At 65.7% G+C, this 14,290-nt stretch carries 9 protein-coding genes; 5 read left to right on the top strand and 4 right to left on the bottom strand.

Annotated elements, in window-relative coordinates:
• Position 1: 1 nt before the first annotated feature.
• The gene (locus tag OIE68_RS33090; RefSeq protein ID WP_327094897.1) at positions 2 to 706 is read right to left on the bottom strand and encodes a methyltransferase domain-containing protein; all 705 of its coding nucleotides are present in this window, start codon (positions 704 to 706) and stop codon (positions 2 to 4) included.
• Between the two features lie 121 nt (positions 707 to 827).
• Here OIE68_RS33090 and OIE68_RS33085 point away from each other — a divergent pair, with 121 nt between their 5' ends.
• Positions 828 to 1,436, top strand: coding sequence for a TetR/AcrR family transcriptional regulator (locus OIE68_RS33085; protein ID WP_327094896.1), 609 nt, complete (start codon positions 828 to 830; stop codon positions 1,434 to 1,436).
• A 30-nt stretch (positions 1,437 to 1,466) separates the two neighbouring features.
• On the opposite strand, the gene OIE68_RS33080 is transcribed toward OIE68_RS33085, so the two are convergent.
• Together OIE68_RS33080 and fadD5 are read right to left on the bottom strand one after the other, a co-directional pair.
• Positions 1,467 to 2,075 carry a cysteine hydrolase gene (locus tag OIE68_RS33080; protein WP_327094895.1) on the bottom strand — a complete coding sequence of 203 codons (609 nt, stop codon included), beginning with the start codon at positions 2,073 to 2,075 and terminating at the stop codon, positions 1,467 to 1,469.
• A gap of 51 nt (positions 2,076 to 2,126) precedes the next feature.
• The gene (gene fadD5 / locus OIE68_RS33075) at positions 2,127 to 3,698 is read right to left on the bottom strand and encodes a fatty-acid--CoA ligase FadD5 (protein WP_327094894.1); all 1,572 of its coding nucleotides are present in this window, start codon (positions 3,696 to 3,698) and stop codon (positions 2,127 to 2,129) included.
• Positions 3,699 to 4,034: 336 nt separating this feature from the next.
• On the opposite strand from fadD5, the gene OIE68_RS33070 reads away from it, so the two are divergent.
• Positions 4,035 to 5,009, top strand: a complete 975-nt coding sequence (locus tag OIE68_RS33070; protein ID WP_327094893.1) for a nitronate monooxygenase — start codon at positions 4,035 to 4,037, stop codon at positions 5,007 to 5,009.
• Between the two features lie 119 nt (positions 5,010 to 5,128).
• On the opposite strand, the gene OIE68_RS33065 is transcribed toward OIE68_RS33070, so the two are convergent.
• On the bottom strand, positions 5,129 to 6,088 hold the full coding sequence (locus tag OIE68_RS33065) for an MBL fold metallo-hydrolase (protein ID WP_327094892.1): 960 nt from the start codon (positions 6,086 to 6,088) through the stop codon (positions 5,129 to 5,131).
• A 172-nt stretch (positions 6,089 to 6,260) separates the two neighbouring features.
• Between OIE68_RS33065 and OIE68_RS33060 the strand changes: the two genes are divergently transcribed.
• Genes OIE68_RS33060 through OIE68_RS33050 form a run of 3 tightly spaced genes read left to right on the top strand, consistent with a single transcriptional unit; the run spans position 6,261 to position 14,175 of the window.
• Positions 6,261 to 6,578 carry an acyl carrier protein gene (locus OIE68_RS33060; protein WP_327094891.1) on the top strand — a complete coding sequence of 106 codons (318 nt, stop codon included), beginning with the start codon at positions 6,261 to 6,263 and terminating at the stop codon, positions 6,576 to 6,578.
• Between the two features lie 5 nt (positions 6,579 to 6,583).
• Complete coding sequence (locus OIE68_RS33055; RefSeq protein ID WP_327094890.1) at positions 6,584 to 12,499, top strand: SDR family NAD(P)-dependent oxidoreductase; 5,916 nt, start codon at positions 6,584 to 6,586, stop codon at positions 12,497 to 12,499.
• The gene (locus OIE68_RS33050) at positions 12,496 to 14,175 is read left to right on the top strand and encodes a fatty acyl-AMP ligase (RefSeq protein ID WP_327094889.1); all 1,680 of its coding nucleotides are present in this window, start codon (positions 12,496 to 12,498) and stop codon (positions 14,173 to 14,175) included. The genes OIE68_RS33055 and OIE68_RS33050 overlap by 4 nt, the downstream gene beginning before the upstream one ends.
• The last annotated feature ends 115 nt before the right edge of the window (positions 14,176 to 14,290 follow it).

Below are 14,290 nucleotides of genomic sequence, written 5' to 3'. Positions count from 1 at the left end.
GTCACACGTCCTTGGTCGCCAGCAGTACGCCGGTGGTCGGTGGGATCGTGGTGAAGTCCACCGTCCCGAATCCGGCTGCCCGCAACGCTTCTCGATAGCGGCGAATATCGATGGCCGCCAATGGGTCCGGGTGGTGACCTGGCGCGTGCGGGTCGTCGGTGCGGCGCGCGGCGAACCGGGACATGATGCGAACCGCCGCGGGTAGCACCCTTCCGGTTGGGTGGGTATCGGCGAGCAGCAATCTCCCACCGGGGCGGAGCACCCGGAACATTTGTCCGAGCGCCGCTGTGCGCTGCGCCTCCGGAATGTGATGCATGACGAAGGTCGAGGTGACCACATCGACCGACGCATCGGGCAGGGTCAGCGACTGTGCGGCGCCGACTTCGAAACGGCAGTTGGCGGCGGCACGGCCGGTCGCGTAGTCGATCATCGCCCGGGACGGGTCGATACCGATTACTCGACCGGCCGGTCCGACTCGATCGGCGAATGCCCCGACAAGTTGGCCTGGGCCGCAACCGATATCGACGACATGATCGCCCGCAGCCGCACCGGTCAGCTCGACGAGTCGAGTGTTCAGGCTGCCGACCCGGCCGAGCAAGAAGGCTGATTTCACGGCGAGATAGCCGCGCGGTTTGGTGATGAGAATGCCGATCTCGGAGTTCCGGTCACCATGTGTGTTAGTGGACTGTTGTGTGTTTCCGGTCATGAGTTCATAATCGGACCAGATGACCGGATCGACCAGAAGCAAAAGTGCGGATATCGTGCCATTCCGAACGGATTCGCACTATCTGTACGGAAACGCGGTATTCGCGTTCGGAGGGATGCCGATGACCAGCACCGATCGCCGGGTGCGGCGCACCAAGAGCCTGCTGCACCGTGCGTTGATCGAGCTGATGATCGAATGCGGCTATGACCGGATCACATTGCAGGACATTCTGAATCGCGCCGACGTCGGACGCTCCACCTTCTACGCGCACTTCCGCGACAAGGACGATCTGCTACTGGTCAGCAGTACCGAGTACCTGCGCGCGGCCGTCGCCGATGTCGAATCGGCCGCGAATGACCCTGATGCACCGGAACATTCGGAACCGCTCGCACCGCTGTACGCGCTGTTCCGGCTGGCATCGGCGAATCCGGAGGTCTACCGAGCGCTGCTGGGTCGCAGGGCGACCGGAGTGCTGTTGCGCTCGACGCGTCGTATGGTGGAAGAGATTCTCACCGAACAACTTTCGGGTCGCCTGGAGATGGACGACGACGAATTCGCGGTGACGATGACGTTTCTGTCCTGGGGCGTCGTCGGCCTGCTCGGCTCGATCGCGGATGCGGAGCCGCCGCTGCCCGCGGCCGAAACCTACCGTCGGCTCGAAGTTCTGGTCGGGCCCGGACTGACGAGCAGGGTGTCGCACACCGAACGGGTCAGCCGCGCGGGCCGATGATCCACGCAGGTCGGCCTGAGGGCATAACCTTCACACCGATGTGCCGATCAGCTCCAGCGCCTGCTCGGCGGTGCGGCAGCCTGCCGTGGTCAGTTCGAGATTCGCCAGCGAGGCAGCGTGGGCTTGCGGGTCGGCCGCGGTGACGCAGTCCGCGATCGGATATACGGTGAAGCTGAGATCCGTTCCGTTCCTGGCGGTTTGTTCAACCGCCAGATTGGTCGCGACACCGGTGACGAACAAGGTATCGACGCCCTGTTCGTCGAACCATTCGGACAAGGCACAGCCCGCGAGCGCGGAGAGCTTCTGATTGTCGAACACCATGGTCGGCTGTTCGACCATCTCCGGAATCAGCCTGGAGCCAGGCGCTTCGGGCCGAAATTCGGTTTGCGCCGCGGCCACCGAGCGCATGAATCCGGTATTGCGGACCAACCCGCCGTCACCGACCGGAATGACGAACCGCACGAAGACAACCGGTAATCCGGATCGTGCCACCGCGTCGTGGAAGCGCACCGCCCGCGGCACCACCCCGCTCGCCGCGACCGGACCGGCCAGCATCGGCCCGAAGAACCCCTCGGGCCGAATGACATTCACCTGCCAGTGCACCGCCAACACGGCGGCGCGGATGCGTGGGATCGCCATGCGGTGATCGTGACGCATCGGCGCCGCCGATGTCTTCGATTCAGCGAATGCTCAGGACGAATAGTCCTTGCGCAGCTGTACTTTCACGACCTTGCCGCTGGCATTGCGCGGCAGCTCGGCCACGATCACCAGATCCTTGGGGTGCTTGTAGCGCGCCAGGTTCTCGTTGAGGAACGGTGCCAGCTCGTCGAGGGTGAGCTCGGCGTCCGGATCGGCGAGAGCGACAACGGCAACCGGCACCTCGCCCCACTTCTCGTGCGCCCGCCCGACCACCGCGGCCTCGCGGATCTTCGGATGTGCGAAGAGCACATTCTCCACCTCGGCGCAGTAGATGTTCTCGCCGCCGGAAATGATCATGTCCTTCTTGCGGTCGACCACCCAGAGGAAGCCCTCCTCGTCCGCGCGGACCAGGTCACCGGAGTGGAACCAGCCACCGGCGAAGGCTTCGGCGGTCGCCTCCGGCTTGTTCCAGTAGCCCTGCATGAGATTTGGTCCGCGATAGACGATTTCGCCGATCTCACCGGGCGCGACATCGTTCATCTCATCGTCGACGACGCGGGCCTGGATGGTCGGAATGGGCTTGCCGACGGAACCGAGCTTGCGGATCGCGTCCTTACCGTCGAGCACACAGGTGATGGGCGACATCTCGGTCTGGCCGAAGACCGCGACATTGACCGCGTCCGGGAAGCAGTCGGCCATGGCCCGCAGCACGGAATCGGAGGCCGGAGCCGCACCCCAGCTGAGCACCTTCAGCGCGAGCTTGCGCTGTTCGACCGTCGGCTCCTCGCAGATCAGCTGCCACTGCGCGGGCACACAGAAGGCGGTGGTGGCCTGCTCACGCTCGACGGCATCGAGGAATTCGGTGGGATCGAAGGCACCGAGCGGATGCAGCACGATTTTGCCGCCGAGCATGAAATACGGTGCGAGACTGCCGAGTCCGGCGATATGGAACAGCGGTGAGGTGCAGAAGCCGACCGAATCGGGACCGATATCCGTGGCCCGAATACTGGTCACCGCTTGGGCATTCATATTCGCGTGGGAAAGCACCGCGCCCTTCGGGCTGCCGGTGGTGCCCGAGGTGTACATGATCAGCGAGGGGGTGTCCTCGGGAATGTCCAGCGGCGTATGCGGTTCGCCGCCCTCGGCCAGCACATCGTCATAGCCGAGTACCGAATCGGTGGTCTGGCCGCCGATCACGACGCAGGTCGCCAACTCGGGCGCCTGTCCCTGCACGGCGGTGGCCAACGGCTGCAGCATGGCATCGGTGACGATCGCCTTGGCGCCGGAGTCACTGACGATATAGGCGACCTCGGGCGGGGTGAGCCGGAAGTTCACCGGGACCGCGATGGCGCCGAGTGCGTTGATACCGAAGACGGCCTCGAGGTATTCGGGATAGTTCAGCGCCAGGATCAGCACCCGGTCGCCGAAGCCGATGCCACGTCGGGCGAGCGCGTCGGCGAACTTCAGCGAACGCTCGTGCAACTGCCGCCAGGTGGTGTCCACACCACGGAACCGCACGGCGACCGCGTCCGGGCGCATCTGCGCATGTGATGCGATCTGGTTATTCCAGTGGTTGCGCCGCGACCTGATCGGCTCGTCGAGCGCCTGTGCACCGGTGGTCATGCCACTCCTCTCGAACCGCCAACCGTGCGCCGGTGTATCCGACGGCGTCGACGGGCTGAACTGAGAGCAGAATAACAACTAACTTCTTGTGCCAGCAAGGGCGCGCTACAGAGGTTGCTGTTAAGCGCTTAACCATACCAATCTTGGACCAGAAAATGTTTCTAGCTGCATGTTCATCGAGCGTCTCGGAAGTTGCTTCGAATCTGCGCGCATGTTCAGAGGGCAATACGATGCGAATCACCGCTCACTTACAAGTTGAACAGCGGACCGCCCCCGTGTCACCATCACTGAATAAGGGCGCCACTGGCACGCCCCGCAACGCATAGGAGTAGCGCAATGCTGCGTACCAGGTTCACCGAGACATTCGGCGTCGAACACCCGATCGTGCAGGGCGGCATGATGCATGTCGGCCGTGCCGGGCTCGTCGCGGCCGTCGCCAACGCGGGCGGCCTCGGCTTCATCACCGCGCTGACCCAGCCAACCCCCGACGACCTGCGCAAGGAGATCGCGCGCACCAGGGAGCTGACCGATAAGCCGTTCGGCGTGAACGTCACGATCCTGCCCTCGATCAATCCGCCGCCGTACGCCGAATACGTGCAGGCGATCATCGACAGCGGTATCAAGATCGTCGAGACCGCTGGCAGCAATCCGGAACCCTTCCTGCCGTACTACCGCGAGGCCGGTATCAAGGTGCTGCACAAGTGCACCAGCGTGCGGCATGCCTTGAAGGCGCAGAGGATCGGCGTCGACGGCGTCAGCATCGATGGTTTCGAATGCGCGGGACATCCCGGTGAGGACGACATTCCCGGCCTGATCCTGATCCCCGCCGCCGCACGGGTGCTCGACATTCCGATGGTCGCTTCGGGCGGCATCGCCGATGCCCGCGGTCTGGTGGCCGCGCTCGCACTCGGTGCCGACGGTGTGAACATGGGCACCCGCTTCCTGTGCACGCAGGAATCGGCGATCGACCAGAAGGTCAAGGAACAGATCGTCGCCAATTCCGAACTCGACACCCAGCTGATCTTCCGGACCATGCGCAATACCGCGCGCGTCGCGGATAACGAGATCAGCCGCAAGGTCGTCGAAATCGAAAAGGCCGGCGGCACTTTCGACGATGTCCGCGATCTGGTCGCGGGTGCGCGCGGACGACGCGTCTTCGACGAGGGCGATCTCGACGCGGGCATCTGGTCGGCCGGCCTGGCCCAGGGGCTCATCCACGACATTCCGTCCTGCGCCGAACTGATCGGCCGGATGGTCGCCGAGGCGGAGGAGCTCATCACCGCGCGACTCGCGGAGAAAGTGGTCGCCTAGCGATTCGTTGTGAGCCCCGTTCTGCCAGTGCGATCGATTCGCTGGTGCCGTTCGAGGTGCACGCCACTTGGCAGCAGCTCGACGAGGGCATCGACTGAATTCTGACCCGATAAGGCGGGTTACCGCTTCCGGGCTGCGAGCGCCTCGACGGCCGCGTAGTCGTGGGCGGCGACGATTTCGATGCCGTCGGGTAGGGCGTGTAGGCGGTGGATGGTGGCGAAGGTGGCGTCGCGGTCGGCATCGAAGAGTTGGCCCGGCATGGGTGCCTTCTCGCGGATCAGCTCGACCTGGAGTTTGTTCCACACCGCGTCGCCCGCGAGTAGTACCCGGGTGCCATCGTCGACCGCGAGCAGGACGCCGATGCTGCCCGGGGTATGTCCGGCGAGGTCGACGAGTAGCACCGAACCGTCACCGAACAGGTCCAGGCTGCGCGGGAAGGTGAGCACCGGCGGGCCGTCGAGTTCGAAGGTGTCGAAGGCGCGCCCGCGCAGTGGGCCTCGGGCAACGCCGACCGGGGCGTGTGGGCCGTCGAGGGCCCAGGCGCGTTCGACGGCGGGTAGTCGGATGGTCACGGAATCGGGCAGTTCCAGCATGCCGGAGATGTGATCCCAGTGCAGGTGGGTCGGCAAGACGAAATCGATCGCGTCGACGGCGATATCGCGGGCGGCCAGCGCGTCGGAGAGCCCGAGCACCGGCTTATCCGGCGCGACCAGGAGCGGAATCGGGAACGGCAGCTCGGGCAGCACCCGATCGTGCACACCCGCGCACAGGGCCGGATCGACCAGGAAGCGCGCCTTGGGATGTTCGATCAGATAGGCCGACATGGTCATCGGCAGTTCGCGCAGGCTGCGCACGCCCTCCGCGACGATCGTGGTCGGCGCGGCCATACGGGCCTGCATCAGGACAGTGAGCCCGACCGTCGCCTTGGTCTGCGGCAGCGGGACCGGCTCCAGACCGGCCAGCAACGCGGTATCGGGGCGACGCGGGCGCAGCAATCGACCAGGCGTGGCCGCCAGTGCGGCGCAGCATCGCAGCACGGTCGGCAGGGTGGGCGTCCGCTCGGTTCCGGATTCGGGCACGGTGCCACCGTAGGCGATCGATCACGGTAAACGACGAAAGAGCCGGGTATGCAGGACAATTCCGGACAATCCACCCGCCTCAGGGACACCTTGATCGCGCCGATATCTACGGCATAATCGCAGGGGGTACCGGCGTGGGGGCACCAGCCCTCCGGCGACGGGAGGAGGACGGATGGGGCCTGATCTTCCGGACGGGCAGGGTGTTGTCTCGAGCGACCTGCGAACAGTCGCCGACGGTGTTTCGAACAAAACCGGTTCGCGACGTGCCGCGCTACTGAGCGCTGCCACCGCCGCCGTCGCCGACCTGCTGAATGTCGATGCCGCAAAGGTTTCGACCGATGCGCCGTTCAGCGATCTCGGCCTCAGCTCGCTGCAACTGGCACGGCTGACGGCGCATCTGGAAGATGCCATGGGAGTCGAGGTTTCGCTCTCCACCCTCTACGACCATCCGGACATCGAGCAGCTTGTCGAGTATCTCGCGATGCGATGAGCACCTTGACCACCAAGAGGAAGGGCCAGCCCGCCTCCGTCCGGCCGAATTTGCCGGTATCGATCGTGGGCATCGGCTGCCGGGTACCCGGCGCGCCGAATGTATCCGAGTTCTGGCGGATGCTGTGCGATGGCCGCGATGCCACCGGTGCACCGCCGCCTGGTCGACCGGGCACGCGCCACGCCGGATATCTCACCGATGTCGACGCGTTCGACAACGACTGGTTCGCGATCTCCGGTCGCGAGGCCGCGCTGATGGATCCGCAGCAGCGGCTGGCACTCGAGGTCGCGGTCGAGGCGCTCGACGATGCCGGAATCGGCTATCGCACCAGGGGTTCCGGGGCGGCGGTGGTATTCGGTGCGTGCGCCTACGATCACGGCATCGCGGTGTTGGGCCGCGACGGGCACGATGCGCCGTACGCGGTCACCGGATCGGCGCTCAGCATCATCGCCAACCGGCTGTCCTATGTCCTCGACCTGCACGGACCGAGTCTGGTGGTGGACAGCGCCTGCTCGTCGTCGCTGGCCGCGGTGGATCTCGCGGTGCGGCTGCTGGCCGATGAGGCGGTGCCGTTCGCGATCGTCGGCGGGGTGAATCTCACGCTGCTGCCGCATACCTCGGAGTACCTGGCCGAGGGAGGTTTCCTCGCGCCCGACGGGCGGTGCAAACCGTTCGATGCCGCTGCCGATGGATATGCCCGCGGTGACGGATGCACCGTGGTGGTGCTGCGGCGCACCACCGATGCGCTGCGCGACGGGCATCGGGTGTACGCGGAAATCCTCGGCACGGCAGTCGGTTCGGACGGGCGGTCCAATGGCCTGTACGCGCCGAACGGCCGGGCCCAGCAGGAGATTATTCGTACTGCCTGGGTACGGGCCGGACTCGATCCACATGATGTCGAGTACGTCGAATGCCACGGCACCGGAACGCCATTGGGTGATGCGGTGGAGGTGGGTGCGCTCGCCGCGGTAGTCGGAAGCAATGCCGAACCAACCTGGATCGGCTCCCTCAAATCCAATATCGGACATCTGGAGGCGGCCGCCGGAATCACCGGAATGGTCAAGGCGGCGCTGTCCATTCGACACGGTGTAATCCCGCCGACCATCAATTTCCACACCGAGAACCCGCTGCTGAAGCTCACCGAACACGGACTGCGGGTACCGACCGAGCCTGTTGACTGGACCGATACACCGGTGGGTGCGCGACGTGCCGGCGTCAGCTCATTCGGATTCGGCGGGACGAATGCGCACGTGGTGCTGCGCGGTCTCGAGGCCGCGCAGCACCGGAGTTACGAACCGCCCGTATTGCTTCCGGTCACCGGTCGCGACATTGCGGAGCTGCGGTCGCACGCGTCGCGGTGGGCCGGGCTGCTCGAGGATGTCGGCATGTCGTCAGACGGCACGAGCGCCGATTCCCACGGCATGCCCAACAGCGGCACGCGCGATGGCATGATCAGCGCCTCACGCGGCAGCACCAGCAGCCCGTCGCACGATGGCATGAGCACCGCTTCGGGCAACGACACCAGCTGCGCATCGCGCGACAACATCAGTGCCCCTTCGTACACCGGCGCAAGCAGCGCCTCGCGAGATGACACCGGAAACCTTCGGCGCGAGGGCACCGGGCGCATTTCGCGCGAGGGCACGAGCGAAGCGGGCGAGGGCACGAGCGGCGATTCCCACGGCATGTCCAACAGCGGCACGCGCGAGCGCATGGGCACCGCTTTGGGTAGCGGCGCAAGCAGCGCCTCGCATGACGACACCGGTAACCCTCGGCGCGAGGGCACGAGTCGTGGTTCCCACCAGGGTTCTAGTGGTGATTCACGCGAGCGAACGAGCGGCACTTCGGGTGAGGGCGCTAGTGGCGGTTCATGCGCGGACATGGGCGCAGCGACCGACGCGATTGTGACGAGCTACTCGGGCGCGGAAGGTGGCGATCGCGAAATTCTTCGGCAATTCGCGGCTGCTGCGGCGCGGTTGATACCTGAGAATGCCCGGGCCGCAGTGGTTGCGCGGGATCTGGACGATGCGGTGGATCAGTTGCGGGCGTTGGCGGGTGGGGAGTCCGGGAGTGGAGTGATCGGCGCTGGTTCGGTGCGGCGGCGGGGTGGTGTGCTGTTCCTGTTTTCTGGGCAGGGTGGGCAGTATTCCAAGATGGGGCGAGGTCTGGCGGCTCGTTATCCGGTATTCGCGCAGGCGGTGACCGCTGCCGCGGATGCGATTGCGGCGGCGGGTGGCGGGCGAGTATGGACGCCGCGCAACGGGTTCACGCTCAGCGGTGCGGCGCACAACGGAAGCAGTGCGACGGAACTCGTGCAACCGGCAATCTTCGCATTCCAGGTGGCGCTCGCCGAACTGCTCGCCGCGTGGGGGATCGAACCGGATGCGGTGGTGGGGCACAGTCTCGGCGAGGTGGCCGGGGCCGCGGTGAGCGGTGCATTGTCGCTTTCCGACGCGGCCCGAGTCGTGGTGCAGCGCAGCCGGATTCTGGCGCGCCTCGACGGGCACGGTGCGATGGCAGTGCTGGAGGCGACAGCGGATGAGGCGGCACGGCTGGTCGAGCCACTGCACGCCACGGTAGCGGTCGCGGCGATCAATGGACCGCGTTCGGTGGTGATCTCCGGTGCGCCGCGCTACATCGATGCGCTCGTCCGCCGGGCCAAACGCAGGCAGATATTCGCGCAACGGATCGCCGTCGACTTCGCCGCACACAGTCCACAGGTAGGCGCGCTCCTCCCCGAATTCGTCGACAGGCTCGGCGGACTCACCGCGCAGATGCCGCGTGTCCCGGTGTACTCCACGGCGCGTCGACGCGAAACGATCACCACGGCCGCGATGGATGCCGACTACTGGGCCGAAAATGCCTCGAGAACCGTCGAACTAGCCGCTGCACTCCAACAAGCCGCCGACGACGGATTCGCGACGGTGCTCGAAATCGCACCCCATCCGGTCCTGACACCCGCGATCCGTGAGTTCCCCGAATTCGCCGACGCCACCCACACGGTGACCACCCGCGACAACGAGGCCGGAACCTTCCTGACCTGCCTCGCCAAGCTCTACCTCGAAGGCCGCCCGTTGAATTGGGCCGCAAACGGCCCCTTCAACGCACCCCCGCCCGCACGCCAATGGTCCCACCGCCGGTTCCCCCTGATCACCACCCTCGATCCCGGCGCCATTCACGTCGCTGCCACCGAACCCGACACCACCCACGGCGCTGCAACCGAACCAGGTACCACCCATCGCAGTGCTGCCGATCCCGCTATCAACGGCCACACTGTCAACGACTCCTCGGTCTCCGAATTCGGCACAGGGATCGGAGTCGATGTCGTCCGCAGCGGTCGAGAGACGCACGACCTGAACGCCGCCACCCAGTTCGAGGCTCCGCGCGGCCGAAATGCCCAGGACGCGAACACAACCAGCGGTTTCAACATCAGTCGCAGCCGAGATGCCGTCGATTCGAGCGCATCCAGCGTCTTCATCGCTGAATCCGAATTCCCCGCAGACGATCTCCACGATCATGTGGTGCAGGGTGTCCCGACTGTCCCCGCGGTCTTCTGGCTGCTCAGGCTCATCGACCTGGCTGGGGCGGGGCAGGCGATCGCCGATTTCGTAGTGAATGAGCGAACCGGGCTTGCCGCGCTGTCCGCTGTCACTTATCGAGCCGGTGGTGCTGGAAGGTTGCAGGCGGAGGTCACAGGCGCCGGGACGCTGGCTTCGGCACGGTTGGCCGGTGACCCCACACCCGGGGATATCGTTGCATGGATGCGGGTGGTCGATGCAAATCGGGCCGCGCGTCGGCGGATGCGAGTGCTCATGCCAGGTGTTTTCTACGACTCGTTGCGTGTGCGGCAACTCGACTACGGTCCCGGCTTCCGCGCGCTGCGCGATATCGAGGCCGGACCCGATTGTGCGGTGGGGTCGTTCGATTCCGCCCCGCTGCAGCGCTCGGCGACGCTCGACAGCTGCCTGCATCTGCTCGCCGCCGCGAGTTGGGACCACCTGCCCGCCGATGCCATTCCGCTGCCGATCGGCATCGAATCCGCCTGGCTGTCCGCCGAACCGGACCTGGTTCTGTTGGAAGCCCATGCGCTCGTGCGCAATCGATCGATGACCGGATTGACCGGTGACATCATCGGCACCGATCAGCACGGCGTCCCCGTGCTCGCGCTGTCGGGTGTCCGCATACGTTTCGCGACGGTCGAATCCACAACGCAGGTCGGCCCTTTCCGCCGTGAAACATGGATCCCGTACCTTCGCCACGCCGAGAGCAACGGCCAGCGCAACAGAACCACGAATCCGCAGCGCGCCTTGGTTATCGGCGAGTCCCAGCTCGCCATCCGGCTCGCCAGAGAACTCGACCGCACCCTGCCCACCGAACGCGTCGCCCGCGAACCGGATGCCGCCGGTCCGATCGTCTCCGCCGTACTCGCCGGTCGCACCGGCACCGGGAACACGGCAGTCGTCGTGGTCTGGCCCACCGAATCCGGCGCGATTCACACCGGCCACGACACCGAGTCCGCGATCAGTGCCACCGCCACAACCGGACGCGTGCTGGATCTGCTTCAACGCGTCCAATCCGAGGACACCACAGCATCTTTTACGATCGTCCTCCCAGAACCCACTGCGACCGATGGCCAACCGTCCGCTAGGAGTCGACAGCACAGCGCACCGGACAAAACGATCACGCCGATGGCGGTAGCCGGTTTGGTGCGATCTATGCAACTCGAATCGGGCCGCGAAGTGCGGCTCGTTTGGACCGATGCATCACCGTCCGCAGTGTCCCGACTGCAAGAACTCATCGCCACCACCCACACACTCCCCGATGAGCTCCGCATCTCCGCCGACGCCATCACGGCACGCCGTTTCATCCCCACCCGTCCCCGATCGACCACCCCAACGCCGATCGACCCCAACGGCACCTATGTGGTTACCGGCGGCTTGGGTGCGCTCGGTTCGGTCGCGGTGCGCTGGCTGCTCGATGCCGGTGCCCACGATGTCGTGGTGCTCACCCGCGCACCCAGACCGGTGCCCGCACTCCTGGACGGACTCGAGGACCGGATCGTCGTGGTGCGCTGCGACGCCGCCGACCGCAGCGATCTCGCCAACGCGCTCGACGATGTTCGCGAATGCGGTTCCACCATCCGGGGCGTCGTCCATGCAGCGGGCGCACTCGAAGACGCCACCTTCGAAGCCGTAACCGCCCGCCAACTCTCCCGCATGTTCGCGCCGAAACCGATCGCCGCGAACAACCTCATCGAACTCACCGCCACCGATCCCACCGACTTCGTGCTGCTGTTCTCCTCGGCCACCGGTGCACTGGGCGCACCCGGACAGGCCGCCTACGCCAGCGCGAATGCCGCAATGGACGCACTCGCCCGCAGACACCCGGGTCGGCGGGTACTGAGCATCGGCTGGGGCGTGTGGGATTCGGGCCTCGCCGAGAGCGCGGGTGATGCGGTACATCTGCGGCGTGCGGGAATTTCCGCATTCGATATTCCACGCGGCACCGAATTAATCGCCCAGACCATGTATTACAACGAGCCCTACCTGCTCGCCTTGGACTACACGCCGACCACTGATCCCGACCCGGTCGCCACCCGCCTGCGGAACCTGCTCACCGACCAAGCGGCAACAGTCCCCGCGCCGCCGATCCCGATATCGCCGCATCCGACCGAACCACTCACCACGACCATCCGCACCGCTCTCGCCGCCACCCTCGACCTGACCTCCGACCACGTCGATCCGGACGCCGATTTCAACGAATTGGGCCTGACCTCCCTGCTCGGCATAGAAATGCGCCGATACCTCGAAACCCGCCTGAATATCCGCATCTCGACCGCCGAACTGTTCCAACACCCCACCATCACCGCACTCGGCGCAGTCCTGGCCGACCGAGTCGCCGCGAAATCCGATGGGGTGCTGTGACTTCTCCGAACACGACGCGGTGGACCAATGCACTGGCCGCCCGGGTTGCCGAGTGGGCACGAACCAAGCCCAACGACAACGCGTACACCGAATTGCGTTATCGCGGACAGGATTGCACTCCGGTCACACTGACCTACGAACAACTGCACGACGCGGCAGGCGCCCAGGCTGAAAGACTCAGGGCAACAACCGATCCCGGTGATCGCGTGGCGATCCTGTGTGCCCACGGAATCGACTACGTCATAGCCTTTCTCGCCTGCCTCTACAGCAATCGCATTGCGGTGCCATTATTTCCGCCGACAAGCAATACAAACCGCATCCGACTCGAAGGTGTACTCGCCGATGCTCGACCCGCGTTGAGCCTGATCTCGGCGACCGACACCACTACCAGCGAGATCTTCGGTCCAGCCCTGGGCCGAGTGCTGATACCGGCACCGGAAACCACCCCAGCAGCCGACCCGATTATCGATCGAACAGAGACGGCCTATCTCCAGTACACGTCCGGATCGACCAAGACCCCGGCCGGTGTCGAAGTAACCCACGCGAATCTCGCTGCGGCACTGGACCAATTGTGGACCGCAGTGCCCGCGGTTCGCGCCGAACCCATCGTCTCCTGGCTCCCGTTTTTCCACGATATGGGCCTGCTCCTGGCCCTTTCACTACCGCTCTACTCCGGCGTGCACGGCGTGACCATGGCGCCGGCCGAATTCGTGAAACGCCCCATCCGCTGGCTGCGTGCCCTCAGCGACTACCGTGCCGGCACCACCGGAAGCCCCAATTTCGGCCTGACCCTCGCGGTCTCGGCAACCACCCGCGACGAACGCGCGGGCCTGGACCTGTCCCACCTCGACGCACTACTCAACGGAGCCGAACCGATCCGCACCGAGGCCCTGAGAGCCTTCACCGAAACCTTTGCCCCTTACGGATTCCGACACCACGCCCACACACCGGGTTTCGGCCTGGCCGAGGCCACACTCTCGGTCACCGTATGCGATCAGTCGACCGAACCCGTCACACATCGATTCGACCGAACAGCCTTGGCACAGGGCCGCGCACAGACCGCACAGGAGGGTGTTCCACTCGTCGGCTGCGGCGTACCCGCGGGCCAGCGAGTTGCGGTGGTGGAGCCCGACGAGCACACCGAGGTCGCGGCGGGCACCGTCGGCGAGATCTGGGTCTGTGGCCCCAACGTCTGCGCCGGTTACTACAACAATCCGATCGCCACCGCGGCGACGTTCTGGGCCACCCTGTCCGGAAGTGACGAATCCTGGCTGCGCACCGGCGATCTCGGCTTCTGGCACGAGGGCCAGCTCTATATCGCGGGCAGGCTCGAGGACCTCATCGTCATCGACGGCCGCAACCACTATCCGGCCGATATCGAATCCACGGTTTCGGACTGCGCGCCCGAGCTGCGCGTCGGCCACGTAACCGCATTCGGCCACGATGACGGCCACCGCGAGGATCTGGTGGTCGTCGCCGAACTCGCCGACACGGCGGCCACCGGATCAGCGGAACTGGCCCGCCGCATCCGCAATGCCGTCGCGGCCGCCCACGAGGTGACACCGGGGGCCGTCGTCCTGGTCGAACCGGGCCGGATCCCCAAGACCTCGAGTGGCAAACTGCGCCGCGGCGAATGCCGAGCGCTCTACCGCGCGGGCCACCTTACCCAGCCATAGCGGAAACACCTGCCGACCTCCCGCAGCTCGCCGACATCGGGCGCGATGATGGGCGAATGGCGACCGCAATCATCCCCGTGACATGGAAAGATCAGCCGGAAGTCCACTGGGCCGA

The organism is Nocardia vinacea, assembly GCF_035920345.1.
Lineage (GTDB): Bacteria > Actinomycetota > Actinomycetes > Mycobacteriales > Mycobacteriaceae > Nocardia > Nocardia vinacea_A.
The sequence above is the reverse complement of the archived record's forward strand: the minus strand, read 5'-3'. Positions and strand labels throughout refer to the sequence as shown.